The organism is Pseudomonas sp. G5001, from assembly GCF_013385475.1.
GTDB lineage: Bacteria > Pseudomonadota > Gammaproteobacteria > Pseudomonadales > Pseudomonadaceae > Aquipseudomonas.
Genome location: NZ_JACAPZ010000046.1, coordinates 62,719 through 87,650, shown reverse-complemented (window position 1 = coordinate 87,650; position 24,932 = coordinate 62,719). Strand labels below are relative to the sequence as shown.

The 24,932-nt window shown below is 61.7% G+C and carries 20 protein-coding genes; 9 read left to right on the top strand and 11 right to left on the bottom strand.

Annotated features, from left to right (window positions below; genetic code table 11):
* The first annotated feature begins 12 nt into the window (after nt 1–12).
* Nucleotides 13–3,804 (top strand): hypothetical protein, encoded by a 3,792-nt coding sequence (locus HX805_RS29100; protein WP_256348337.1) that lies wholly within the window; start codon nt 13–15, stop codon nt 3,802–3,804.
* A gap of 98 nt (nt 3,805–3,902) precedes the next feature.
* Entirely contained in the window at nt 3,903–5,249 is a 1,347-nt protein-coding gene (locus HX805_RS29095; RefSeq protein WP_177021707.1) for a sodium:proton antiporter, read from the top strand.
* A 3-nt stretch (nt 5,250–5,252) separates the two neighbouring features.
* Here HX805_RS29095 and HX805_RS29090 read toward each other — a convergent pair whose 3' ends face one another.
* From HX805_RS29090 to HX805_RS29080, 3 genes are all read right to left on the bottom strand, one after another.
* Complete coding sequence (locus HX805_RS29090; protein ID WP_003217070.1) at nt 5,253–5,393, bottom strand: hypothetical protein; 141 nt, start codon at nt 5,391–5,393, stop codon at nt 5,253–5,255.
* 11 nt (nt 5,394–5,404) lie between these two features.
* Nucleotides 5,405–5,617: a hypothetical protein gene (locus HX805_RS29085; RefSeq protein ID WP_003217072.1), complete on the bottom strand. Its 213-nt coding sequence runs from the start codon at nt 5,615–5,617 to the stop codon at nt 5,405–5,407.
* 72 nt (nt 5,618–5,689) lie between these two features.
* Complete coding sequence (locus tag HX805_RS29080) at nt 5,690–6,235, bottom strand: hypothetical protein (protein ID WP_003217074.1); 546 nt, start codon at nt 6,233–6,235, stop codon at nt 5,690–5,692.
* A gap of 413 nt (nt 6,236–6,648) precedes the next feature.
* On the opposite strand from HX805_RS29080, the gene HX805_RS29075 reads away from it, so the two are divergent.
* Both HX805_RS29075 and HX805_RS29070 read left to right on the top strand, forming a co-directional pair.
* On the top strand, nt 6,649–8,058 hold the full coding sequence (locus HX805_RS29075; protein WP_003217076.1) for a circularly permuted type 2 ATP-grasp protein: 1,410 nt from the start codon (nt 6,649–6,651) through the stop codon (nt 8,056–8,058).
* A 2-nt stretch (nt 8,059–8,060) separates the two neighbouring features.
* On the top strand, nt 8,061–9,011 hold the full coding sequence (locus tag HX805_RS29070; protein WP_003217078.1) for an alpha-E domain-containing protein: 951 nt from the start codon (nt 8,061–8,063) through the stop codon (nt 9,009–9,011).
* 160 nt (nt 9,012–9,171) lie between these two features.
* On the opposite strand, the gene msrA is transcribed toward HX805_RS29070, so the two are convergent.
* The 3 genes from msrA to msrB all read right to left on the bottom strand — a co-directional run bounded on the left by msrA (nt 9,172) and on the right by msrB (nt 12,311).
* On the bottom strand, nt 9,172–9,867 hold the full coding sequence (gene msrA / locus HX805_RS29065) for a peptide-methionine (S)-S-oxide reductase MsrA (RefSeq protein ID WP_008433754.1): 696 nt from the start codon (nt 9,865–9,867) through the stop codon (nt 9,172–9,174).
* 144 nt (nt 9,868–10,011) lie between these two features.
* Nucleotides 10,012–11,769, bottom strand: coding sequence for a cytochrome c biogenesis protein DipZ (locus HX805_RS29060; protein WP_087692313.1), 1,758 nt, complete (start codon nt 11,767–11,769; stop codon nt 10,012–10,014).
* Nucleotides 11,770–11,798: 29 nt separating this feature from the next.
* Nucleotides 11,799–12,311, bottom strand: a complete 513-nt coding sequence (gene msrB, locus HX805_RS29055) for a peptide-methionine (R)-S-oxide reductase MsrB (protein ID WP_177010013.1) — start codon at nt 12,309–12,311, stop codon at nt 11,799–11,801.
* 301 nt (nt 12,312–12,612) lie between these two features.
* On the opposite strand from msrB, the gene HX805_RS29050 reads away from it, so the two are divergent.
* On the top strand, nt 12,613–13,323 hold the full coding sequence (locus tag HX805_RS29050; protein WP_003217086.1) for a response regulator transcription factor: 711 nt from the start codon (nt 12,613–12,615) through the stop codon (nt 13,321–13,323).
* Complete coding sequence (locus HX805_RS29045) at nt 13,320–14,786, top strand: HAMP domain-containing sensor histidine kinase (protein WP_003217087.1); 1,467 nt, start codon at nt 13,320–13,322, stop codon at nt 14,784–14,786. Before HX805_RS29050 ends, HX805_RS29045 begins: the two co-directional genes overlap by 4 nt.
* Here the strand turns inward: HX805_RS29045 and HX805_RS29040 are convergent.
* A complete protein-coding gene (locus tag HX805_RS29040) occupies nt 14,749–15,690 on the bottom strand; it encodes an alpha/beta fold hydrolase (RefSeq protein WP_177117536.1) in 942 nt (313 codons plus the stop codon). The genes HX805_RS29045 and HX805_RS29040 overlap by 38 nt on opposite strands.
* Nucleotides 15,683–16,609: an AraC family transcriptional regulator gene (locus HX805_RS29035; protein ID WP_177047957.1), complete on the bottom strand. Its 927-nt coding sequence runs from the start codon at nt 16,607–16,609 to the stop codon at nt 15,683–15,685. The genes HX805_RS29040 and HX805_RS29035 overlap by 8 nt, the downstream gene beginning before the upstream one ends.
* Nucleotides 16,610–16,706: 97 nt before the next feature.
* On the opposite strand from HX805_RS29035, the gene HX805_RS29030 reads away from it, so the two are divergent.
* Together HX805_RS29030 and HX805_RS29025 are read left to right on the top strand one after the other, a co-directional pair.
* On the top strand, nt 16,707–17,666 hold the full coding sequence (locus HX805_RS29030) for an oxidoreductase (RefSeq protein ID WP_134326656.1): 960 nt from the start codon (nt 16,707–16,709) through the stop codon (nt 17,664–17,666).
* A gap of 58 nt (nt 17,667–17,724) precedes the next feature.
* Entirely contained in the window at nt 17,725–18,933 is a 1,209-nt protein-coding gene (locus HX805_RS29025; RefSeq protein ID WP_177040570.1) for a serine hydrolase, read from the top strand.
* Here HX805_RS29025 and HX805_RS29020 read toward each other — a convergent pair.
* Both HX805_RS29020 and HX805_RS29015 read right to left on the bottom strand, forming a co-directional pair.
* Nucleotides 18,893–21,181 carry an ATP-dependent DNA helicase gene (locus HX805_RS29020; RefSeq protein ID WP_177117535.1) on the bottom strand — a complete coding sequence of 763 codons (2,289 nt, stop codon included), beginning with the start codon at nt 21,179–21,181 and terminating at the stop codon, nt 18,893–18,895. The two genes, HX805_RS29025 and HX805_RS29020, sit on opposite strands and share 41 nt — an antisense overlap.
* Nucleotides 21,178–22,827 (bottom strand): VRR-NUC domain-containing protein, encoded by a 1,650-nt coding sequence (locus HX805_RS29015; RefSeq protein ID WP_177117534.1) that lies wholly within the window; start codon nt 22,825–22,827, stop codon nt 21,178–21,180. Before HX805_RS29015 ends, HX805_RS29020 begins: the two co-directional genes overlap by 4 nt.
* Nucleotides 22,828–23,015: 188 nt before the next feature.
* Here HX805_RS29015 and HX805_RS29010 point away from each other — a divergent pair, with 188 nt between their 5' ends.
* Nucleotides 23,016–23,240 carry a YgdI/YgdR family lipoprotein gene (locus tag HX805_RS29010; RefSeq protein WP_102369114.1) on the top strand — a complete coding sequence of 75 codons (225 nt, stop codon included), beginning with the start codon at nt 23,016–23,018 and terminating at the stop codon, nt 23,238–23,240.
* Nucleotides 23,241–23,428: 188 nt separating this feature from the next.
* Here HX805_RS29010 and HX805_RS29005 read toward each other — a convergent pair whose 3' ends face one another.
* Nucleotides 23,429–24,859 (bottom strand): lipase, encoded by a 1,431-nt coding sequence (locus HX805_RS29005; protein WP_177117533.1) that lies wholly within the window; start codon nt 24,857–24,859, stop codon nt 23,429–23,431.
* Nucleotides 24,860–24,932: the final 73 nt, after the last annotated feature.

Genomic DNA, 24,932 nt, shown 5'->3' with positions numbered 1-24,932 from the left:
GCGAAGCGCTGCTTGGGTGTACTCGATAAATTACCGGATCCCCCTCCTATGACAATTGCTCCTACTCAGGCTACGGCTTCTTTCATTCCTTTGAACGCACCTGACAAGCCGCTTCCCCCGGCGCGGCTCCAGGCCGCAGCGCCGGAAAATGCCGCGCCAGGCTCCCCCGGGACCAGGATCCCCAGCCCGCGTGCCGATGCCGACGGTGAACTGGCAGGCCAGGTAGCCAGCGCGCTGCGTCAGGTCAAGGGCGACGGCCATGATGACACGATCATGGTCGAGAACATTCCGCCGAACTCAACGTTCGGGCAGTGGTGGTCGCAGTTGGGGCGTGCCATGGAGTCCCCGCAAGTCCGTGACTGGATGAGGGAAAACGGGATAAACCCCAATTCAGTGATGATTGACCCCAATACCGGGAAGATCACCTACCAGCGCAGGCCCTCCGCCGCCGCGCAACCCAACGGCCCCGATGACAAAGGCTGGGCGCAGGTGGGCGCACAGGTCAGGGACGCCGCACGCGTTATCGGCGACGGTAACCCGATCCCCTTCAAACCGCCGCTCTCCCAAAACAGCAACAGTGCCCCCCTGTGGTTGGTGAGCCAATTCTACAAAGAGCAAGAACATATCCTGCCGGATCATGCCCACGAGCGTGCAGATGAGTTGGCGCGCGACAAGGCTTTTACCGGCGTGAGCGGCCCGCGTTTTGCGGACCTGCACGAAACCCGTGGTGAGGATGAGGTTGAGCGCCAGAAAGCCCTGGTGGGCAATACCCAGACGCTGAACACCGTGGGGCGTGAACTCAATTACCTGCTTGAGCGGATTCGATCGGGCAGCATTGGGAGCGGTGACGTTCTCGACTACCTGCAAAAGAATAAAGTCGAGCTTCACCCCGACAGCGCTTACCGCCAGGTCGGGAGCACCGACTCAGGGAGCACCATTAGCCTCAAGGAATTCCTTGAGATCAATGGCTGGGACGTGCCAACCACGCCCGAGGAGGTGGAGAACCTGACGAATTATCTGCTCAGGCCTGAACTCCAGACGCCGCTCCATGGCAATTATGGCGGTGCGCTGGAATGGCAGCCCCCGCTTGCGCCCGAGGCGGCGAATCAGCTGCGGTCCGACCTGCGCCGCGGCAAGATCGGCGACGTTGATTTGAACGGCGCCAGGAACGTAGTGGAATACCTCATGCAGGGCAAGTCGTTCACGCCTTCCGAGCTGGCTGACCCGCAGCGGGTGCTCGACTCGCTGATCCGCTCCCCCAAGGGCAAGGCGTTGGGCGAGGCCCTCCAGGCAAAATTTGACGCGCAGTCCATCAAAGGCAGTGCCACTGATTGGCTGTTGGCAGCCATGAGTGTGGACAATGACAACTCGTTCCGCGCGACAGACCCCAGGTCCAGGCATCACATCGCCGGTTTTGCCGTGACCGGGAACAGTACCTGGGGCAAACCCGCATCCGGTATCGTCAGCCGGTTGGCCGAACATCTTGTCAGCACCGGCAAGGCATCGTCACCCGAGGCAGCGGCGCTACAAGCGCATCTGCTGCTCTCCACCCGCGCTCCGGAGTTCCTGGTTAAAGACATCCCGGACCAGGTCACCCCCGGTTCCCATAGTTGGGTCAGTTTTGTCACCGCGGTAGAACGCATCGAAGCGCAGTCTCCGGGTTCAACCGCAGGGATGTCCTATGGGCAGGTCATGCTCCACGCTGAGGTCGCGCCGGTCTCCGCCCAGGAGCGTTATGTCGAATATGCCGCCCAGCAAGAGGCGCTCAAGGATTGGGGAAGCGCGAACGGTATGCCGTATCCGGTGACCGAAGGCCAAATGAATGATGTACGCGATGCATTCGATGCGCAGATCACCGAGCTGAGCGCGGCCAGTCAAACACAGAGCATGCCGATGCCATTACGCAAGGAAATGGCCCTGGAGCAGTTGCGCAAAGCCCTGCCAGGCATGGATACGGCAACCCTGGAAGACAAGAGCATCACGCTGGAACCCGCCCATAGCGATTTCCCGGGGCCTTATTCGATCCTCGACTTGTATATGAAGGACGCGCTTCACCATCGACCTGGCGTCGAAGAACCACCGGCCGTAGGGGTACTTGGAATTGGGCCCCCGCCCCCCGCTGACAATCAGTGGGTGACCTCATCCAGTACGTTGAACCTCAGCGAGGTGCTGGAAAAAACCAAAGACCTGCCAAGTATGCCGAACGTGTTCCAGGACGCGTTCGGGGAATACGCCGACGGCATCGAAAAAAGCGTCGCGGCCCAGGTGAAGTGGATGGTTTCGCGGCTCCCTGAAGAGGACCGTAAAAACCTGGAATACGGCGAAATCACAGTGGTCAGGGAAGTCGACGTCGATAAGGACAACTTTGGCAAGGAAACCCGCAAGCGGGTGCCCGAAGACAATTGCCTGCTGGTGAAAACCAGGCGCAAAAACCAGGTGCACACCTACGAAATCAATCTCAGGACCGCGAAGATTACCGAGCGTACGGACCTGGGTGACTTCACGGCAGGCAAACAACCTTCCAACCACACCCATTACCATAAAGACCTGGAAGAAGTCATACCTTCGGGCGAGTACGCACCCGGGTTGACGGATGAAAAAATCCAGGACGCCAACCCCAAGAGCTTTGGCAGTGCCCGAACGTCTTATATTGCCGATGCCATGGTGACGGATGTTGATATCCGGTCATTCAAAAAAGAGGCCGAGGGGGTCACCACGCTTGATACCGAGGTTCCCTTTTACAAGAAAGTCAATGAATTCCTCCTCAACCTGATCCCCTTGAGGTCGGCAATCGTCAACTTTCAAAACGGCAACATCGGCGAAGGTGTCGGCGACCTGGCCCTGGATATATTTGGGTTTGCCGTGGGCCTCGGTGCGGCAGCCAGGGGGGCCAAGGCCGTGGCCGCCGGCGCATCGGCTTTCAGCAAGTTCGCCCAGGGCGCGAAGATTGTCGGGCGCGCGGCGCTGGGGAGTTTCAATCCGTTGAGCGGGGCTGATGATCTGGCCCGGAGTGCATTGAAGCTGGGGCGCACCACGCTGACCGCTGGACGTAACGGCGTCAATCATCTGCGTGGCGCCTTGCGCAGTGTCGACCTGACGTCACTGGCGAAAAAGCCCGGCATTGCCGAAGGCACTTACAAGGCGGCCAATGCGACCGAAGAAGCCAAGGTGTTTGCGAAGTTTGATGACGCCACCGGTAATTGGCACGCCTTGAATGTGAAAACCAGACAGCCCTTTGGCGAGCCGCTGGAAAATTTCAAAGCTGACGCCGTGCCGGTAGAAGCGCTTCGCGACAAACTGGAGAAGCTCCATGCCAAAACGGGATACACCGGGACAATCTGCTACGAAAAAACCATGTTCGTCGGGATGGCAGACAATGCACTCCCGTTGAAAACTCGCGAGGCCGTGCTGGGCAGTGTGGTCAGGAGCGGGGATTCCAATTACACGCAACGCTACAAGGATCTGATGGATATTACTGTCGAGAATACCAGCGCCGTATTCAGGCCCGCGGACATTACCGAATCAGGCGTTATCAACTTCATGAGCAATAAAGCAGACGGCAATATCGTACACACCGCCTATATTCAAAAGAGCAGTGATGGAAAGCTCTATATCTACAACACCAACCAAGCCGGCCTGGACAAAGCCATGTTCGATGCCACTGGCACTCTTGATCAATCGGTCGGTGCAACGGTATTCAGTCTTGATAATGACGGGCTGCAAAAGTTTCTCGACTCGGGGTTCACCTTCTCCTTCACCCCAAACAGCACCCTCAATGCCAACGTAACACGCCTGGCGACCTGACAAACCGCGGATTGCCCGAGCAGGCAATGCGCGTTTTTTGAACCTCTCTCTCCCGGCAAACCTCAAACGTTCACACAGACCATGCCCGGGACTATTCAATGACCTTCATCCTATGGATGGCCGTACTGGGCGCGGTGTTGCTCACCCTCGCCCTCACCTCCTCCTACCTGCGCTGGATGCCGGTCACCACCTCGGCGGTGTGCCTGTTGCTCGGCGTGGGTATCGGCCCGCTGGGCATGGACCTGCTGCATCTGGACATCAAGGCCTCGGCCAGTTGGATGGAGCACCTGACAGAAGTCGCGGTGCTGTTTTCGCTGTTCGTCAGCGGGCTGAAACTGCGCCTGCCCCTCAAGCACCGAACCTGGCGCATTGCGTTTGGCATGGCCGGGCCGGTGATGCTCTTGACCATCCTCGGGACGTGCCTGGTGCTGCATTGGCTGCTGGGGTTGTCGTGGGGGGTTTCACTGCTGGTGGGGGCGATTCTTGCGCCCACCGACCCGGTGCTCGCGGGCCTGGTGCAGGTCAATAACGCGCAGGATTATGACGCGCTGCGCTTCGGTCTTTCCGGTGAGGCAGGCTTGAACGACGGCACGGCCTTCCCGTTCGTGATCTTTGCGCTGTTTTTCATGCAGCACGGCGGGTTCGACGGTGACTGGCTGGGCGGCTGGGTGCTGAAAAACCTGCTCTGGGCCGTACCTGCCGGGTTGCTCGTGGGCTACTGGATGGGGCGTGGCATCGGTCGCGTCACCCTGAAGATGCGTATCACCAATGCCGACAGCACCCTGTCACCGAATGACTACCTGACGCTGGCGCTGATCGCCCTCGCCTATGTGGTGGCCGAAGCCATCGGCGGCTACGGCTTCCTGTCGGTATTTGCCGCCGGCCTGGGGCTGCGCCAGGCCGAGTTCAAGTCCACCGGCAACTCACAAACCCCGGCGGAACATCTGGCACAGCCGGTGGTTGGCCACATGGAAGTTGAGCCGGAGCATGCGTTGCATGGCGATGTCGGGCAACTGCAGGACACGCAAATCGCCGCCGGGGTGATGATGGGCGACATGCTCGCCTTTGGTGGGCTGGTGGAGCGTTCGATGGAAGTGTTCCTGGTGACCTTGCTGGGCGTGGTGCTGGTCAGCCATTGGGACTGGCGGGCGCTGGCGGTGGGGGCGGTGCTGTTTTGCGTGATTCGCCCCCTCAGCGTGCTGTCGATACCCTGGGGCAGCTTGCTGAATCGCCATCAGCGCGGGCTGGTGGGCTGGTTCGGGATTCGCGGGATCGGCAGCATCTACTACCTGTTCTATGCCATCAACCACGGGCTGGTGGGCACCAGCAGTGCGGTCGCGGTGAACCTGACGCTGTCAGTCATTGCCCTGAGCATCGTCGTTCATGGTCTCAGCACGCAGCCGATGCTGGCGTGGTATGAACGACGTGCCCAGGCACAACAATGACGTCTACTCCTGGTTTTCAGTGTTGCCGACGTCAGCGGCATCATCCAGGTCGTTAAGCGGTACTTCGGCATCATCCATCAATGAACCCGGGTCTTCGTTGCCCGGGTCATTGAGTTCATCGTCTTCGTCTATTTCAACTGACATCACCGTCTCCTCTAACCGCCTTGGGTATCGATATCGGCATCGGTTTCAGGCTTGGGCTCGCGCTCGGGCTTGAAATCTGGACTGTAGTCGTTTTCCTTGGCCTTGGGGTCGCTGGCAGGCTTGGGGTCTTTCGGCGCGTCGGCCGCGGTGCCGGGGGCCGGTTCGCCGCGGTCGATGGCGGGATCGTTACGGTTGCTGGTTTGCGGGTCGTTGTCTGTGCTCATGGCTCACCTCTGTTGGAAAACGCAGACTGCGTAAAGGTAAGGTCCCGTGCGGGTCGGTGAAGTTCCAATTGCTTATGAGCCGGGATTGTCCACCTGGATGTAAAACGCGTAGGCCCCCAGCATCACCCAGAACACCATGAACAGCCAGGGCGCGCGCATCGAGAACAACAGCGACTTGCGATAGCCCTTGTGGGACGACTCCATCTCACTGAACAGTGGCGACTCATCGTAGGCCAGGCCCATCACCGGCTCGCTGCGCAGCAGTTCGCTCTGCTTGTAATGCCAGTGGTCGATGATTTCGTAGGCCGCCCGAATCCCCGGCCAGGCGTTGAGGGAACTGAGAATGCCCAGGGTCGCCAGGAACACGGGCACCACCAGGGTGAACAGCTTGCCCCATTCGGGGTTCAGGTTGCCCATGCCGGACACGAAGGCGATCACCAGGAATGACTGAGCCGTGAGGTAGGCGTCGGTGCGGTTGGCCAGGATGCTGGTTTCGTACTGGATTTCACGCCGGTAAAAGTCGAGACGGTCCTTGGGCGAACCGAAAATCTTAGCGTTGTGTTCGCTGTGGTCGGTCAGGCTCGATTCCGGGGTGTCGGGTGAGATGATTCTGGGCACATCCGTGCTCCGTGCTGGCATTTGAAGCAGTTTAGAAGAACCGGGCTGGTGCAAAGTTCAAGTAATCAGTGCACCGTTTTGAGGCGATAGGGCCGCATCGGTGGCGCGGGAGCTTGGTGCCGCTGGACCGGGACAGCGCTCCGGTGCGCAGCGGTCTGATTCCTTTTTGGGGCCGCTGCGCAGCCCAGCGGGAGCAAGCTCCCTCGCCACAAGGTGGATGGCACAGGCATTGCTTTAGTCCTTTATCTGCCCGGATACAGGAGCAATCGTTACCCCCCGACCCAGAGCCCACCCCAAAAGAAAGTAAGGACCAGGCCTGCTGGCACCATCAGCCACGGGCTCATAAAAAAATACGTTTTCTAAAGCGGCAGTGCCAAAGCGCAGTTAGTCCCGGCACTGACAAGGTAATTGGAATGGCTCGATCTTTCTTTGATGAAATGAATGACGCACAAGGCGTTTGCCGTGCGCATTATCAGGAATTCTCCCGCTGGCTGGCCAACACGCCGCCAGAACTGCTGGCCCAGCGCCGCCGTGAAGCCGACCTGCTGTTTCACCGCGCGGGGATCACCTTCACCCTGTATGGCGACGAGCAAGACACCGAGCGCCTGATCCCCTTCGATATCATCCCCCGCAGCATCCCCGCCAGTGAGTGGAGTGTCATCGAGCGTGGCTGTATCCAGCGGGTGAATGCGCTGAACATGTTCCTTGCCGACATCTACCACGACCAACGCATCATCAAGGCCGGGATCATTCCCGCCGATCAGGTGCTGGGCAACGAGGGATACCAGAAAGCCATGGTCGGCCTGGACCTGCACCGCGATATCTACTCGCACATCTCCGGGGTCGACCTGGTGCGCGATGGCGACGGCACCTACTACGTGCTCGAAGACAACCTGCGTACCCCCAGCGGCGTGAGCTACATGCTCGAAGACCGCAAGATGATGATGCGCCTGTTCCCCGAGGTGTTCGCCAAGCAACGCATCGCCCCGGTGGACCACTATCCCAACCTGCTGCTCAAGACCCTGAAAAGCTCCAGCCGCCTGGACAACCCGAATGTGGTGGTGCTGACGCCGGGCCGGTTTAACAGCGCGTTCTTCGAGCATGCATTCCTGGCCCGGGAAATGGGCGTGGAGCTGGTGGAAGGCGCCGACCTGTTCGTGCACGACCTCAAGGTGTTCATGCGTACCACCGACGGCCCCAAGGCCGTGGATGTGATCTACCGCCGCATCGACGATGCCTTCCTCGATCCGCAGGCTTTCAACCCCGATTCGATGCTCGGCGTGCCCGGCCTGGTCGCGGCGTACTGCGCGGGCAACGTAGTGCTGGCGAATGCGATAGGCACCGGCGTGGCGGACGACAAGTCGATCTACCCGTACGTGCCGGAAATGATCCGGTTCTACCTGGATGAAGAGCCGGTCCTGCAAAACGTGCCGACGTTCCAGTGCCGCAAGCCGGATGAGCTGTCCCACGTACTGGCGCACCTGCCGGAACTGGTGGTCAAGGAAACCCAGGGTTCCGGCGGCTACGGCATGCTGGTGGGCCCGGCGTCCAGCGCGGCCGAGATCGAGGACTTCCGCCAGCGTATCAAGGCCCGCCCTCACGCCTACATCGCCCAACCGACCTTGAGCCTGTCCACTTGCCCGACATTTGTCGAAAACGGCATCGCGCCGCGGCATATCGACCTGCGACCGTTCGTGCTCTCGGGCAAGGAAACCCGCCTGGTGCCCGGTGGCTTGACCCGCGTGGCGCTGCGCGAAGGCTCATTGATCGTCAACTCGTCGCAAGGCGGCGGAACCAAGGACACCTGGGTGGTGGAGGGCTGAGTATGCTGAGTAGAACCGCCGCAGATCTGTATTGGATGTCCCGTTACCTGGAGCGTGCCGAGAACCTGGCGCGCATGCTGGAAGTCAGTTATTCGCTGTCGTTGATGCCCCAGGCCGGGCGCAGTGACGGGCTGGACGAGTTGGCCATGTCGCTGCTCAGCAGCGGCACCCTGGACAGTTACCTTGAGCGCCATCAGCAACTGGACGCCGAGCGCATGCTGCACTTCTTCGCCCTCGACGAGGAAAACCCCGCCAGTATCTACAATTGCCTGCGGGCTGCACGGGGTAATGCCCATGCGGTACGGGGGCGGATCACGGCTGATATGTGGGAAAACCTCAACGCCACTTGGCTGGAGATGCGCAGTATTGCGGCCGGCGGGTTGGCGCGGCATGGCATCAGCCACTTTTGTGACTGGGTGAAGCAGCGCTCGCACCTGTTTCGTGGGGCGACGTCCGGGACGATCATGCGTAACGATGCGTATCGGTTTATTCGGCTGGGGACGTTTGTCGAGCGGGCGGATAACACGTTGCGGTTGCTGGACGCGCGGTATGAAATGTTTGGGGAAGAGTCCGAGGAAGTCAGCGACCTTTCGGCACGCGGGTATTACCAGTGGAGCGCGTTGTTGCGGGCGCTGTCGTCGTTTGAGGCGTATACCGAGCTGTACCCGAATGCGCTGAATGCGCGGTCGGTGTCGGAGTTGTTGCTGTTGCGCAGTGATGTGCCGCGCTCGTTGCATGCGTGTATCGAGGAGTTGAGCCATATCCTGGCGGACCTGCCGGGGAGTTATGGGCGTACGGCCCAGCGTTTGGCGGCGGAGTTTGAGGCGCGGCTGAGGTATACGGGGATTGATGAGATTCTGGAGGATGGGCTGCATAGCCGGTTGACGGATTTTATCGACACCGTGCGGGAGTTGGCGCGGGCGATTCATAGCTCCTACCTTGAAGTCGTCTGATAATCGTTCCCACGCTGATCGTTCCCACGCTCCGCGTGGGAATGAATCCGGTGACGCTCCGCGTCACGACTTCAAGAGCGGACGCAGAGCGCCCTGGCGGCGTTCCCACGCAGAGCGTGGGAACGATCGTCGATCGTCGAGAGTGGGAACGATCATAGGTCTACTGGTTTTTCACCAGTACCGGTTCTGCGCGGTACTGCTCAGGGAACAATTTTTTCAGCTGGGCCACCTTTGGCAGGTCGTTGATCACGATGTAGGGGTACGACGGGTTTTCGGTCAGGAAGTCCTGGTGATAGGACTCCGCCGGGTAGAAGGCTTTGCCCATCTCGATCTTGGTCACGATCGGCTTGTCGAAGGCTTTCGCGGCGTCGAGCTGGGCGATGTAGGCCTGGGCGACTTTTTGCTGTTCGGCGTTCTGGGCAAAGATCGCCGAGCGGTACTGGGTGCCGCTGTCCGGGCCCTGGCGGTTGAGTTCCGTGGGGTTGTGGGCGACCGAGAAGTAGATCTGCAGCAGCTTGCCGTAGCTGACCTTGCTCGGGTCGTAGGTCACGGCGACGGACTCGGCGTGGCCGGTGTCGCCGCCGCTGACGCTTTCGTACTGCGCGGTGCTCGCCGCGCCGCCGTCATAGCCGGAGACGGCGTTTTTCACCCCTTGTACATGCTGGAACACACCCTGCACGCCCCAGAAGCAGCCGCCGGCGAAGACCGCGGTTTGCAGGTTGTTCGCGTCTGCCGGCAGGTCCATGGCCGGCGGCGCGATGGCCACGGCGTCGTCGGACGGGCCGAAGGAGAACGCCGAGCTGTGGCCGACAAAGGCGGCGAACGCCAGGGCCGGTAAGTACTTAAGCAGTTTCATCTCAGTCACTCCGAAACATCAGGATAAATGCGGTCAACTGTGGGAGCTGGCTTGCCTGCGATTGAGGTGGTGAATTCAACATCGCTATCGCAGGCAAGCCAGCTCCTACATGATCGGGTTAACCATGCCAAATTTCGCTATGGGTTAGCCGAAGGTGAAGGCATAGGCCGCCACTTGCGGGTCCAGGAACTCGATGGTGAAGGTCCGGTCCTTTACCGCGCCCGGCTGGCGCACCAGTTGATACAGGCGTTGTTCGGTCACGGTGCCGCTGCCATCCGGTGCGACGTCGGTGCCGTGGGCATCCCCCGGCGCCTGGCCGTCGATGCTGACCTTGAAGCGCACCGGCTTGCCGTCGGCGCCCGGGCCCAGCACCAGGTGCAGGTCACGGGCGTGGAAGCGGTAGACGATCTTGCCGTTGGCCGCTGCGAGGGTGGCTTGCTGGCCGCCGACGTTCCATGGGCCCTCCAGGGTCCAGTTGTTCAAGGCCAGGTTGCCGGCTGCCGGGTAGTTCACCACCTTGTCGGTGCCCAGGGTGCCGGTGGTCACGAAGTTCTCGGCGCGCTGGAAGCCCAGGTAGGTTTCCGGCGACTGCACTTCGTTCATGTCCGGTGCGGCCTGGATGCCCTTGGCATCGGCTTCGATCAAGCCGCCCGCCACCTTGGTAGCGCCCGCCTCACGCAGCAGTTGCTGGATCACTCGTTCGGACTCGGCGTAGTCACCCTCGCCAAAATGGTGATAGCGGATCTGGCCCTTGGCATCGGCAAAGTAATGCGCCGGCCAGTACTGGTTGTTGAAGGCGCGCCAGATCTTGTAGTTGTTGTCGATGGCCACCGGGTAAGTGATGCCCAGGTCCTTCATGGCCTTGGTGACGTTGTTCACGTCGCGTTCGAAGGCGAATTCCGGAGCGTGCACACCGATCACCACCAGGCCCTGGTCGCGGTATTTCTCGGCCCAGGCCTTGACGTACGGCAAGGTGCGCAGGCAGTTGATGCAGGAGTAGGTCCAGAAATCCACCAGCACCACCTTGCCTTTCAACGCCTCGGCAGTCAGTGGCTCGGAGTTGAGCCATTGCACGGCACCGTCCAGCGGCGGCAACTGGCCTTCCACTGGCAGCGTGTCACTGTGGTTGGCGGCCATCATCGCGCCGCCGGCCATCATCGCCCCGCTCTTCTGTTCAGGCTTGGCGCTGAGTTTTTCCACCAGGCTTTGTTCCAGGCCACCGGTTGACGCCGTCGACAGGCGCGCCAGGATGCCGGTGTCCAGGCCCAGGGCGATGGCCGCCACACCGGCCAACATCAGGGCGCCGAGCCCACGACGCAGCCATTCACCAGCGCCCAGCGAACGCTTCATGAAACCGAAGACTTTACCGCCGACCAGCAGCGCCAAGGCCAGGGAGGTGGCAGCCCCTGCCGCGTAGGCCAGCAAGAGCAAGGTAGTGCCGATACTGGCGCCCTGCAGCGCGGCGCCCGTCAGCACCAGCCCGAGGATGGGCCCGGCGCACGGCGCCCACAGCAGCCCGGTGGCCACGCCGATCAGGAACGATGCGCCCGGACGCGGCCGCGAATCGGCCCCGGCGGCTTCCGACAGGCGACTGCCCGCGGCCACCAGCGGCCGGGTCAGGCGCTCGGACAGGCTTGGCAGCAGCAGCGTCAGCCCGAATAGCGCAACAAACAGCAACGCGAGCCAGCGACCGTACTGATTGACTTGCACCACCCAGCCGCCGCCCACCGCCGCGAGCGAGGCGACCAGGGCGAAGGTCATCGCCATCCCCAGCAGCAGCGGCAAGCCACTGCGCAAAAACGGCTGCCCGGTGCGAGCGAAGACAAAAGGCAGAACCGGCAGGATGCAGGGACTGACAATCGTCAGCACGCCGCCCAGATATGCGAGAACCAAAAGCCACATAGGGTAGACCCTTATAGGAAGACATTGAATTAAGTCGCGGTGAACGTCATGGCTGCGCCGTTCATGCAGTAGCGCAGGCCGGTGGGTGCCGGGCCGTCATCGAACACGTGGCCCTGATGACCGCCGCAGCGGCGGCAGTGGATTTCCTTGCGTACCACGCCGAAGGAGGTGTCGACGTGGCTGGCCACGGCGTTTTCCAGGGGTTGCCAGAAGCTGGGCCAGCCGGTGTGGCTTTCGAATTTGGTGGCTGAGGCGTACAGGGGCAAAGCGCAACCGGCGCAGGCGAAGGTGCCGTTGCGGTGTTCACTGTTAAGGGCGCTGCTGTAGGGGCGTTCGGTGCCCTCCTCCCGCAGGATCGCGTACTGCTCGGCGGTCAACAGGGTGCGCCATTCGGCGTCGGTGTGGCTGACTTCGAAATTTTCGGCGGCTTCGGCTTCGGCGATCAGGGCGGGGCCGGCGTTGATTTTTTGCAGCAGGCCACCGGCGATTACTGCGAGGCCGAGGCCGCCGCCGGCGAGCAGGATCTGTCGACGTGAATACATGAGTTGCTCCTCACACAAGTGCGGATGGCTGGCGAAGCCCCTATGGCTGACAAACAAACTGTGGCGAGGGAGCTTGCTCCCGCTGGAGTGCGCAGCGCTCCCGGCTTTTTTGGGGCCGCTGCGCGACCCAGCGGGAGCAAGCTCCCTCGCCACAATGAGGGGGGCGTACTTTGGCCGTTGCGATGAGTAAGGTTAGGCCCGGGGTGGTCGCGGAATCCTCACGCAGAGTTAAACAATTCGTGATAACTACACTGTTGCAAAAGCCGCACAATGCGCGAATCAAGAAGACAGGTTTTTATCAATGGATCAGCCCAAACGTGTCCTGGTGGTCGAGGACGATGCCCATATTGCCGATTTGATCTGCCTGCACCTGCGGGACGAGCAGTTCGAGGTGGTTCACAGTGCCGATGGTGACGAAGGCCTGCGCCTGCTGGAGCAAGGCGGCTGGGATGCGTTGATCCTGGACCTGATGCTGCCCGGCGTCGACGGCCTGGAGATCTGCCGGCGGGCCCGGGCGATGACGCGCTACACGCCGATCATTATCACCAGTGCCCGCTCCAGCGAGTTGCATCGCATCCTCGGCCTGGAACTGGGGGCGGATGACTACCTGGCCAAGCCGTTTTCCATGCCGGAGCTGGTGGCGCGGGTCAAGGCGCTGCTGCGCCGGGTCGACGCCATGGCGCGCAACTTGAAGATGGACGCCGGCAGCCTCGACCTCGGCCAGTTGTTCATCAACCCGCTGACCCGTGACGCCACCCTGCAAGGCCAGCGGCTGGACCTCACGCCCCGGGAATTCGACCTGCTGTACTTTTTCGCCCGCCAACCGGGCAAGGTATTCTCGCGCATGGACCTGCTCAACGCCGTGTGGGGCTACAGTCACGAAGGTTACGAACACACCGTCAATACCCATATCAACCGCCTGCGGGCCAAGGTCGAGGCCGATCCGGCCAACCCGGCGCGCATCCTCACGGTGTGGGGCCGTGGCTACAAGTTTGCCGAGCAATCGGCATGAGGCTGACCCTTACCCAGCGCCTGTCCCTGGTGTTCGCGCTGTTGCTGCTGATTTGCAGCGGCACGTCGGCCTGGCTGCAAGTGCGCTCCAACCACATGCATGAACTGGAAGTGGTGCAAGGCCTGTCCCGCGACCTCGCCGCGCACATCGCCCGGGATACGCAGTTGATGGACGCCGACGGTCTCAAGCCGGACGCGGTGCGCAACCTGTTCAGCCAGTTGATGCTGGTAAACCCGAGTGTCGAGGTGTACCTGCTGGACATTAACGGGCGCGTGGTCGGCAACGCTGCGCCCAGCGGCCACCTGCGCCGCGACCAGGTCAACCTGGAACCGGTGCGCCGTTTCCTCAGCGGCGCGATGCTGCCGATCCTCGGCGACGACCCGCGCAGCGTCGACGGCCTCAAGGTGTTCAGCGCCGCGCCGCTGCGGGTCAACGGCCAGCAGGCCGGCTACCTGTATGTAGTGCTGCTGGGCGAAGCCCATGATGTGTTCGACGCCCGGGATGCCACCGGCATGGCACTGAACATCGCCCTGTGGTCCATCGCCCTGGTGGCATTGTTGTGCTTGCTCGCGGGTTTGACCGCGTTCGCCTGGATCACCCGGCCCTTGCGGCAACTGACCGAGAAGGTCGGCCAGTTCGATATCAACGGCGCACCGAAAGTCCCGCAGGCCGTGGCGCCCGAGGTTGCCAGCCAGGATGAAATAGCCGTGCTCGACCACGCCTTCGTGCAGATGGAGAACCGCCTGGGTGAACAGTGGCGCGCCATCACCCACCAAGAGCAGGAACGCCGGGAGATGGTCGCGAATATTTCCCATGACCTGCGCACACCGCTGGCCTCCTTGCATGGCTACCTGGAAACCCTGTCCCTGAAAGACGCCAGCCTGACCCCGCAGGAACGCCGGCGTTACCTGGGCATCGCCCTCGACCAGAGCCGCAAGGTCGGCGGGCTGGCCCAGTCGCTGCTGGAACTGGTACGCCTGGAACACGGGTTTGTGCAGCCGGTCATCGAAGGCTTTTCGTTACCCGACCTGGTGCAGGACATTTTCCAGAAGTTTGAACTGACCGCGGAAGCCCGGGCGATCACCCTCACCGCCAGCCTGCCACCGGTGGTGCCAACCGTATTGGCCGACCTGGGCCTGATCGAACGGGTACTCACCAACCTGCTGGATAACGCCCTGCGCCATACCCCGCCCAATGGCGAAGTTGAAGTGACCCTGGCCCCCAAGTCCGGTTTTGTTGAAGTCACGGTGAGCGACAGCGGCCCCGGGATTTCGGCGGATCTGCGCGAAGGTCTGTTCCTGCGCGCCTTCACCATTGGTGGGGCTCGACGCGATGGCGGCCTGGGCTTGCGCATCGTGCACCGGATCCTGCAACTGCACGGTCAGGAAATCCGCCTGATCGATGTGCCAGGACGCGGCGCGACGTTCACGTTCGCCCTAGAAACCCGAGCAGCAGTTCGTTGACCTTGGGCCCCTGCTCGTTCTGAATCCAGTGGCCGCAGTTGGGCAGGACGCTTTGTTGCAGGTTCGGCACGACGTCGGGCATGCGCTTGAGGGTGTGGGCTTCGAACACGCCGACCGGGTCGCGGTCACCGATCAGGAACAGCGTCGGCTGCAGCACCTGCCTGCCGGCGAGGAACTCGGTGCGCTGCCAGTTGCGTTCGAAGTTGCGGTACCAGTTCAACGGGCCGCGAAAGCCGTCATTGGCGAAGGTCTGAACATACACGTCGAGGTCCTGCTGGCTGCACCAGGCCGGGAGCGTACCGGGCAGCGGCACACCTTCCAGCAGCTTCGCGCTGGCGGGTTTCTTCTGCAGGAAAACGTCCTGGTCCTGCATGAACAGCCGTAATGTCCGCTCGATATCGGCATCCAGTTCCTTTTCAGCCACGCCCGGGGCCTGGAAGTACAGGATGTAATTGAAGCGATCGGCGTACAGCTCGCGCATGATCTCGATCACCGGCCTGCGGGAGCGTCCGGCGAACGGTACCGACATCGTCACCAACTGGCTGACGCGCTCTGGCTCGAGCAACGCCAGGTGCCAGGCCACCACGGCGCCCCAGTCATGGCCAATCATGACGACCCGGCGATGCCCGAACAGGTCCATGGCGCCCTGGATATCGGCGCACAGGGTCAGCAGGTCATAGTCGGCCACTTCCGGCGGCGCGCTGGATTGTCCATAGCCGCGCATTTCCGGGACAAACACCCGATAACCCTGGGCCACCAGCGCCGGAATCTGCTCGCGCCAGGAGTGCCAGCACTCGGGAAACCCATGCAGCAACCACACCGGCGGGCCGCTCTCGGGGCCGGCGATGTGCACGTTCAACTCAATGCCGTTGACCTTGACCTTCTGCTGCTGGGTTTCACTCATCACTGGGTTCCTTGTGTGGGGTTCGCTCGCGGTATTCCCGGGGAGAACAAGCCATCACGCGCTTGAAAGCATTGCTGAAAGCGCTGTCTGACTGATAACCCAGGGACTGGCCGATCGTGGACACGCTGTTGTCGCTGGCTTTCAAGGCCTGTACCGCCAGGTGCATACGCCAGCGGGTCAGGTATTCCTGCGGTGCCAGCCCTACCCGTTGCTTGAAGTGCAAGGCGAAGGTGGAGCGGGATTGACTCGCCACGCCGGCCATTTCACTCAATGTCCAGCGCCGGGCGGGCGCTGCGTGAATTTCCCGCAGCACCGGGGCCAGCCTTGGATCCGTCAAGGCTCCCAGCCAGCCGGTGGTATGGGTGCCCATGGAAGATTGATAGAGCCGCAGGATTTGCACCAGCATCATTTGCGCCAAATGCTCGGTCATCAGCGCCGCTCCCTGCAACGGGCTGGCGTATTCCCGGGCCAGGCGATCCAGGCACCAACGCAACACGGCGGCCTGTTCGGAGTTGGCACTCACCCGCAACACCGGCGGCAGGCTATCCAGCAACAGTCGGGCGTCGTCCCCGTAGATAAAGCGCCCGGCGATCAAAAACAGATCCACCGTGTCCCCCAACGTGGCGATGCCGCCCACCGCGTCGGCATACACCTCACGTGCATCGAGTCCTTCAGGGCACAGATTGCTGGACAGCCTCCACGGGCGTGCCTGGGTCAACAGGAAACAATCTCCCTCATACAAGCGTATCGGTACTGCCAGCCCTTCCACTTCCAGCCAGCAACTACCCTCCACCACCGCGTTGAACTTGATGCCATCCGGCGCCGCAAAGTCAATGGCCCAGGTGCCCCCAGCCTTCAGGCCGGCGAAGGTCGAGCGATGGCTTTTTAACAGTGCCAGCACATCGGAAAGGGTATCCATAAAAGCTCCGGACGATCGCGACAGAAACACGGACTCTAGGGCATTCCGCGTCCGGGCTCCAGCGAGAGACTCTAGGCCTCCCATAAGGAGATCTTTCATGGCTGACAAACAAACCCCAATTGGCAGCGGCTTCGATGCCGGCACTACCGCCCAGCAAGCCTTGGCGGGCAGCGATTTGCGAGGCAAGACGGTGATTGTCACCGGTGGCTACTCTGGCATTGGCCTGGAAACGGTTCGCGTGTTGGTCGACGCGGGTGCGCAGGTGATCGTTCCCGCGCGGGATCCTGAAAAGGCCGAACGCAACCTCTCGGGCATCATCGGTGTTGAACACGCCAGCCTGGATTTACTCGACCCGATTTCCATCGACCGTTTTGCCGAAAACTTCCTCGCCAGCGACCGGGCATTGAACCTTCTGATCAATAGCGCCGGAATCATGGCCACACCACTGCAACGGGATACGCGAGGTTTCGAAGCGCAGTTCGCCACCAACCACCTGGGCCACTTCCAGCTAACCGCGCGGTTGTGGCCGGCGCTGCGTGAGGCTAATGGCGCACGAGTGGTTTCGGTATCATCCCTCGGCCATCGTCTCAGCCCTGTGCATTTCGATGACCCGCAATTTGAACACCGCCCCTATGACAAGTGGCTCGCCTACGGCCAATCAAAAACCGCCAACGCACTGTTCGCGGTAGCACTGGACCGACGAGGTAAAGCGGAGGGTGTGCGCGCATTTTCCGTGCACCCGGGGGAAATCCTCACCGACCTGATCCGCTACCTGGACAAGGACGACCTGGCATTCGTCGGCGCACTGGATGAGCACGGCAATATCCGCAGCGCCAGTCACTACAAGAGCCCCGAGCAAGGCGCCGCGACCTCGGTGTGGTGCGCTGTCAGCCCGCAGCTGGAGGGCATGGGCGGACTCTACTGCGAAGATTGCGATGTGGCCGCTTGGTCGCAGGATGACACCAGCCGTAACGGCGTATGGCCCTGGGCTGTCGACCCGGAGCAGGCCGAACGCTTATGGGCAGTGAGTCAGCAGTTGTGCAATGTCACGTTGTAGTCCGGGACCCCAGCGTTCATATTTGGCAGTCATGCACTGCCAATGAGCGACCTGAACCATGCAGCCTCCTGCCAGATACCTCGTGCCCCTTGCCGCCTCCCTTTGCGCCACCCTCGCCTGCGCCGACAGCCACGACCCACTGCTCGCCAAGCGCGTGGATGCGGTGGTCGACAGCGCCATTGCCGACAATCGCCTGGTGGGCACCGTGGTGCTGGTGCTGCGGGACGGGCAGCTGGTTTATCACCGTGCTGCCGGCTTGGCGGACCGCGAAGACGGGCGCCCGATGACAGAGGACACGATCTTTCGCCTGGCATCGGTGACCAAACCGCTGGTATCCGCCGCCGCGATGCACCTGGTGGAACAAGGTCGCTTGGGCCTGGACGATCCGGTCAGCCGCTGGCTGCCCGACTTCAATCCCAAGCTGGCGGATGGCACCATCCCGGTGATCACCGTCAGCCAGTTGCTTAACCACACAGCCGGCCTGAGCTATGGATTTCTGGAAAGCCCGCACGGACCCTACCGCACCGCCGGGGTTTCCGATGGTTTGGGCGAGCCGGAAATCAGCTTTGCCGAGAACCTGAAGCGCATCGCCAGCGTGCCCTTGAGTTACCCGCCGGGTACCCGCTGGCAGTATTCGATGGCCACCGATGTGCTGGGTGCGGTGCTGGAAAAGGCGTCCGGCCAGAGCCTGCCGGCATTGCTCCGCGACTCGGTGACCGAACCACTGGGGCTAAGCGATACCGGGTTTTCCGTGACGGATATAAAACGCCTGTCCGCCGCCTATCAGGATGGCTCGCCACAGCCGTTGCGCATGGTCGACAAGGCCACGATCACCTCGGGCAACAGCACCGCGCTGTTTGATGTGCGGCGGATTCTCGATCCCCAGTCCTACCCTTCCGGCGGCGCAGGCATGGCCGGGACGGCAGGTGATATTGCGCGGTTCCTGGAAACCATTCGCCGGGGCGGCGCTCCGATCCTGTCGGCACACAGCGTGCAGTTGATGGTCACCGATTCGGTCGGCGCCAAGGCGCAAACCCAGGACCCGGGCTGGGGGTTCGGTTATGGCTGGGCGGTGCTGGATGACCCGGCGTTGACAGGCACACCGCAATCCCGGGGCACCTTTGAATGGGGCGGCGCCTACGGTCACAGCTGGTTTGTCGACCCGCAGCAGAAGCTTACGGTGGTGGCACTGACCAATACGGCTTACGAAGGCATGTCCGGCCAGTTCACCCACCAGTTGCGGGATGCGGTGTATCCGCCGCAGTGATCGACCACCAGCGCGGTAATAACTGCCGCACCCGCGCTTCGCCAAACCGGTCATCAATCAGCATTACCACCCCTCGGTCCTGCTGGCTGCGGATCACCCGGCCCGCGGCTTGCACCACCTTCTGGATGCCCGGATAAAGGTAGGTGTAGTCATAACCGGCGCCGAAAATCGCGCCCATCCGCAGCTTGAGCTGCTCGTTCACCGGGTTGAGTTGCGCCAGACCCAGGGTGGCGATAAACGCGCCGATCAGCCGGGTGCCCGGCAGGTCGATGCCTTCGCCGAATGCGCCGCCAAGCACGGCAAACCCGATGCCCTGACTGTGCTGGGTGAACTGGTCGAGAAATGCCTGGCGTTCAGCCTCGGCCATGCCCCGTGACTGCTGCCACAGCGGGATGCGCGGGTGCCGTTCGGCGAGCAATTGCGCCACTTGCTGCAGATAATCAAAACTGCTGAAAAACGCCAGGTAGTTGCCCGGCGCCTGGGCAAACTGCGCTGCAATCAGCTCGACGATGGGCTCCAGGGACGCCTGGCGATGCACAAACCGGGTGGAGATCCGGTCGACGATATGCACCCGCAGCTGCTCGGCCTTGAACGGTGATTCCACATCCACCCAGGCCGTGTCGGGCGGCATTCCCAGCAAGTCCGCGTAGTAGTGCCGTGGGCTCAGGGTTGCGGAAAACAGCACGCTGCTGCGGGCCGCCGTCAGCCGGGGCCGAATGAATTCGGCGGGCACCACGTTGCGCAGGCACAGGTTCGATGAACTGCGCTTGCCGCTGAGTTCGCGTTTGCTGATGTCGAAAATGAAGTGTTCGTTGAACAGCTCGGCGACCTTGGCAAACTGCAAGGCCTCGAAGTAGAAGGCTTGCAGTTCGCCATTGAGTGCTTCGGGATGGTCGTTGAAATATTCACCCATGGCGCTGGTGCACAGGCTCAGCGCCTGCAGCAGTTTGTCGGGTTTCTGGGCGTAGGCCTGATAAGGCGCCACTTGCTCCTTGTGCAGGGCATTCCACTCACGGTTCAGGCGCTGGAGCGGCTTTTTCAGCCGCTCGGGTGCGATCTCGCGCAGGGTCTTGAGCGTGTACTGGTCGAGGGCCGCGCTGTACATCGAGCGGCCACGCTCCACCAGGTTGTGGGCTTCGTCCACCAGCACCGCGACGCGCCACTGGTTGAGCTGGGCCAGGCCGAACAGCATGGCGCCGAAGTCGAAGTAATAGTTGTAGTCGGCGACCACCACGTCGGCCCAGCGTGCCATTTCCTGGCTCAGGTAATAGGGGCAGACGTCATGGGCCAAGGCGACTTCCCGCAGGTTGCGCTGGTCCAGCAGGCGCACGCGGGAAGCAGCTTCGCGGGCCGTCGGCAAGCGGTCATAGAACCCCTTCGCCAGTGGGCAGGAGTCGCCATGGCAGGCTTTGTCCAGGTGTTCGCAGGCCTTGTCCCGCGCCACCAGCTCCAGCACCCGCAATGGCAGATCGGGGCTGCTGTCATACAGCACTTGCGCCGCATCCAGCGCGAGTTTGCGGCCCGGGGTCTTGGCGGTCAGGAAGAACACCTTGTCCAGCTGTTGCGGCGCCATGGCCTTGAGCATCGGGAAAATCGTGCCGACGGTCTTGCCAATCCCGGTAGGCGCCTGGGCCATCAGGCAGCGGCCGGTGCTGACCGCCTTGTAGACCGTTTCCGCCAGGGCGCGCTGGCCCGGGCGAAACGCCGCATGGGGAAAGCCCAGGGCAACCGCTGCGGCATTGCGGGCTTCGCGCTGGTGCATTTCCTGTTCGGCCCAGCCGAGGAACAGGGCGCATTGCTGCACGAAGAATGCCTGCAGGTCGTCAGCCTGAAACCGTTGGCTGAGCAGCGTCTCGTGCTCGCCAACAATGTCGAAGTACACCAGCGCCAGGACAATCTCCGACAACCCGAGCTTCTGGCACATCAACCAGCCGTAGACCTTGACCTGTGCCCAGTGCAGTTGCCGGTGGTTGGCCGGTTGTTTGTCCAGGTCGCCGCGATAGGTTTTCACCTCTTCCAGCTGGTTGCGGTCCGGGTCGTAGCCATCCGCCCTGCCCCGGACTTTCAACTGCTGGTATTCGCCCTCCAGCGCGACTTCATTCTGGTAATGGGCGCTGCGCCGCGAGGCCACCGTGCGGTGGCCGACAATCCCTTCCTGGGCACTGGGAGACGGGGTAAAACGCAGGTCGAGGTCGCCGACCTTGGCGGTGAATTCACATAATGCACGCACCGCGACGCTGTAGCTCAAGCGGCCTGCCCCGCCCAGCGCACATAACACACAGTGACGGGCATCTGGTGTTCGCCGCAGAACTCCAGCCAGCGCAACTGGTTGTCCTGCAGGCGATCACCGGGGCCTTTGACTTCGATCATGCGGTAGGTTTTTTCTTCGGGCCAGAACTGGATCAGGTCGGGCATGCCGGCGCGGTTGGCGCGGATATCCAGCAGCAGGCGTTCGAACCAGTGGCGCAGGTGCGCCGCTGGCAGGCAGTCGAGGGCCTGATCGAGCAGTTCTTCGCTGAGCACGTTCCAGAACACGAAGGGTGACTGGATGCCCCATTTGTCTACATAACGCTGGCGAATGGTGTGCTTGTAGCGCCCATCGTCCAGTTGGCCCAGGCACTCGGCGAACAGCTCGGCGCGCCGCAGATGAAAATCCTCGCTGTGCAGGTCTACCGGCCCGCGCTGGAACGGGTGGAAAAACGACCCCGGCAACGGCGCGAAAATCGCCGGCCAGCACAGCAGGCCAAACAGCGAATTGATCAGGCTGTTCTCGACGTAATGCACGGGTGCACCATGGTCGCTGAGGTGCGCCTGTACGCAATACTCCACCGACATCATCGGTTCCGGGGCCGGCAGTTCGAGGTCCAGGCGCACGATCTCGCGGGGTTTTGCCCTGGGCAGCGCCGGCTCGCCGAGCTTGCGTCGCAGCCTGGGTATCACGCGCAGCAAGTGCTGCTGTTCGGCAGCGCTTTCCGGGGCCTGTTGCGCCTCACGGGCCAGCCCCATCGCCTGGGCAAAATCCTCCTGGCGCTCCAGCACCCGGATCAGCCGCGCCCGTGCGCCGGGATAGGTGCAGCCCCGGTAGATAGCTTCCGCCAGGGCCAACTCGGCGCTGCGCTCACAATACTGGCCCACCTGGAACAACAACTTGGCCCGACGTTTCTCCAGCCAGGGGTTGTCGGTGTGCAAGGTAGCGATTTGTTCCAGCACGCCATCGAGTGCCTCGCCCGCTTCAAAGGCCTGCTGGCACTGATGCAGGAACAGGAAGCCGTGCACATCGTCACGGCTGCGCAAACCGCGGGATTCGGCGCAGAATTCGACTTTCTCGTAGGTAAAGATCCCCAGGTCCGCCAGCACAAATTCTGACCAGTCCTGATAGAGATTACCGAAGAACATCAGACGCAGGCGGTCGCACAGTTCCATCACGGTGAGGCTGTAAAGCTGATCGGCCAGGTCCGGGCACCAGTGCTGGAAGTGACGCAGTTCACAAAACTGCGTTGACAGCGTTTCCAGCCAGTCAGCCTTCCTGGCCTTGGGTTGCTCGATCCAGGGTTTGAACGCCGCCAGGATTTCCGCTTTCTGCAACAGGCCGAACAACTCGGCGAACGACAACAGGCATTGATCCGTCACCCAACCCTGTTCCAGCAAAGGCACAACCGCCTCGTGTACCGCGCCGATCTCGACATAGTTGAGCTTGCCCGCCCGGAAATGCGCGCCCTTGCGCATCACCATGCGTACCAGTAACGCCTGGGAAGCCTGCGGCAAGCTGTCAAATTGCTGAATGAAATGCTCTTCGTCCGGGGCCAGCAAATCGGCATAACGCTGCCCCAGCCAGGCGAGCACTTGGCGGAAGTTATGCAGGTAATAGAGCGGATCTTCTAGGGGATTGGACATGTCAGGCACTGGATCAACCACTGTTTATGCATACAGAGTGCCGTCCCTGACCGACTGTTGCAATCAGTAATAGATCAAAGGCACACGCAACTTTTTGCGTAATAATGATCAGATGGCTGTCAGCCACATTAAATGAGTCTCCCCCGACCGCTCAGGTGCGGGGTTTTCGAAGGATCAGGGTAAGGGTTATGAGCATGAAGAATTTGGGTCTGGCGGTGGGTATGTTCACGTTGCTGGTATTGGCCGGTTGCTCCACGCAGACGGTGGTGACGTTGCAGAACGGCACTCAATACCTGACCAAGGACGTGCCCAACGCGAAAACGGCCGATGGCTTCTACGAATTCACCGACATCGCCGGCAAGCATATTCGCGTCAAGGCCGATGACGTCGCGACCGTGATGAAGGAGAAATAAAAAGTGGGAGCCCGTCGGCTCCCACTTTTCTTTGCCATGATCGTTCCCACGTTCTACGTGGGAATGCATCCCGTGACGCTCCGCGTCACCACTGCGCAAGACATGAACCGTGGGTTGGCCGTTGGACGCAGAGCGTCCGGGGCGGCGTTCCCACGCAGAGCGTGGGAACGATCAATCTGTGGCGCTACTTAGCTGATGGAAATTCCATCGCCCCAAACCCCGGCGAGCCCAACGCCAACGAGCGTCACCGAGTCCGCGCCAAAGCTCAGCACGGTATCGCCCCCCACCACCTTGGCGTGGTCACGCCAGTCCGCACTGCCCTCCACGTCCCGGAACACCAGCTTGTCGGTCGGCTGATAACCAATCACCCGGTCCTGCCCAAACTGCCCGCCGAACAGAAAGGTGTTATGCCCGCTGTTGTCGCGGATAGTGTCATTGCCCTTGCCGCCCTCGATGAAATCCACGCCCTTGCTACCCTGGATCAAGTCATCGCCATCACTGCCGATGATGAACGTGTTGCCCTTGTGCGGCTCGGCATTGCGGTTGAGGTCCTGCACCCAGGTATTGGCCCGGGCCGGGTCCGACAGGTTGGCCACGATAATCGTCGAGTCCCGGCTGGTCAGGTCGTAGAACTGCGAGTCCAGGACCCGCGTCATGCCATCCCCATACCCGGTGGGCAAATGAGAAAGCCAGGTGGGAACATTGACGATGGAAAACGGCAGGACATTCCACAGCGTCGACGCGTAGTGATCGTTGAAGCTGACGATATTGTCCGTGGTCGACTCATGGGGCTTGTCGTGCACGCCCAGTGAGGAGAAGTTGAACGACGAGCCGTCCAGCGCGCGAAACACCGGGTCGTTTTCATAACCGATGTTCAGCACCTTGTCGCCGGCACTCTGGGTTGGCGAGGCATAAGCCACATAGTTGGAGTCCTTGTAGAACCCCGACCATTTATTGCCGCTCAGGTCGGCCATGCTGTTGACCGCCAGGCCACCCAGGCTATGACCGCTGACCACCACGTCCTTGCCCGTCAGGCCATGACTGCCGGCATACGCCGCGACATCCTTGAGCAAGGTGCCGAAGGCTTCGCCGGCGTAGTTTTTCGCATAATCCTTGGGCCCCAGCGCCGCCAGCAGGTCGCTGACCAGATCGCCGATGGAGTCGCTGATCAAGGTTTCCCGAGGCCCCGAAGTCCCGCGAAAACCAATGCCGATTTCCAGCAGCTTGCCGTCGCCATCGTACTTGCCCAGCACTTCCACCTGCGCGGTGGTGTAGCCGGGCTTTTCACCGAAGAACGTGCCACGGGCGTCCACCTTGCCGCCGTAGCCCAGGGTACTGGCGCTGATGGGCGTCCAGCCGGCCTTGTTGACCGCCTCGAGGGCGGCTTTTTCCGAGTCGGGGTTCCAGGGAATCCCTGGAATAACCCCCTGTGAATCGGTGCTGCCCAGCAGCGCCCCCACCAGATTGGCGGGCAGCCCCAGGCCAAAACCGTTGTGCTGGTAACCCACGGCAAAGCCGTTGTCCAGGTTGTGATAGGAGTACAGCGTGATCGCCATGGCATCGGCGAACAACGCTTTGGAGCCCTCGGTGCCGAGGTTTTTATAGTCGAAAACACCCATGGTATTGCCTCTCTTTTGTTGGAATTGTCGAGAAAGCCGAATCTGCACAAATGGACGATTGGAACCGGATCAA

Excerpts from the sequence above, each read along its gene's own strand:
- HX805_RS29090 (WP_003217070.1), bottom strand. The coding sequence starts at position 5,393 with ATGTCAGTTGAAATAGACGAAGACGATGAACTCAATGACCCGGGCAAC.
- msrB (WP_177010013.1), bottom strand. The coding sequence starts at position 12,311 with ATGTATTCACGTCGACAGATCCTGCTCGCCGGCGGCGGCCTCGGCCTC.
- HX805_RS29060 (WP_087692313.1), bottom strand. The coding sequence starts at position 11,769 with ATGTGGCTTTTGGTTCTCGCATATCTGGGCGGCGTGCTGACGATTGTC.
- HX805_RS29025 (WP_177040570.1), top strand. The coding sequence starts at position 17,725 with ATGCAGCCTCCTGCCAGATACCTCGTGCCCCTTGCCGCCTCCCTTTGC.
- HX805_RS29030 (WP_134326656.1), top strand. The coding sequence starts at position 16,707 with ATGGCTGACAAACAAACCCCAATTGGCAGCGGCTTCGATGCCGGCACT.
- HX805_RS29040 (WP_177117536.1), bottom strand. The coding sequence starts at position 15,690 with ATGAGTGAAACCCAGCAGCAGAAGGTCAAGGTCAACGGCATTGAGTTG.
- HX805_RS29045 (WP_003217087.1), top strand. The coding sequence starts at position 13,320 with ATGAGGCTGACCCTTACCCAGCGCCTGTCCCTGGTGTTCGCGCTGTTG.
- HX805_RS29095 (WP_177021707.1), top strand. The coding sequence starts at position 3,903 with ATGACCTTCATCCTATGGATGGCCGTACTGGGCGCGGTGTTGCTCACC.
- msrA (WP_008433754.1), bottom strand. The coding sequence starts at position 9,867 with ATGAAACTGCTTAAGTACTTACCGGCCCTGGCGTTCGCCGCCTTTGTC.
- HX805_RS29010 (WP_102369114.1), top strand. The coding sequence starts at position 23,016 with ATGAGCATGAAGAATTTGGGTCTGGCGGTGGGTATGTTCACGTTGCTG.
- HX805_RS29005 (WP_177117533.1), bottom strand. The coding sequence starts at position 24,859 with ATGGGTGTTTTCGACTATAAAAACCTCGGCACCGAGGGCTCCAAAGCG.
- HX805_RS29035 (WP_177047957.1), bottom strand. The coding sequence starts at position 16,609 with ATGGATACCCTTTCCGATGTGCTGGCACTGTTAAAAAGCCATCGCTCG.
- HX805_RS29070 (WP_003217078.1), top strand. The coding sequence starts at position 8,061 with ATGCTGAGTAGAACCGCCGCAGATCTGTATTGGATGTCCCGTTACCTG.
- HX805_RS29015 (WP_177117534.1), bottom strand. The coding sequence starts at position 22,827 with ATGTCCAATCCCCTAGAAGATCCGCTCTATTACCTGCATAACTTCCGC.
- HX805_RS29075 (WP_003217076.1), top strand. The coding sequence starts at position 6,649 with ATGGCTCGATCTTTCTTTGATGAAATGAATGACGCACAAGGCGTTTGC.
- HX805_RS29085 (WP_003217072.1), bottom strand. The coding sequence starts at position 5,617 with ATGAGCACAGACAACGACCCGCAAACCAGCAACCGTAACGATCCCGCC.
- HX805_RS29050 (WP_003217086.1), top strand. The coding sequence starts at position 12,613 with ATGGATCAGCCCAAACGTGTCCTGGTGGTCGAGGACGATGCCCATATT.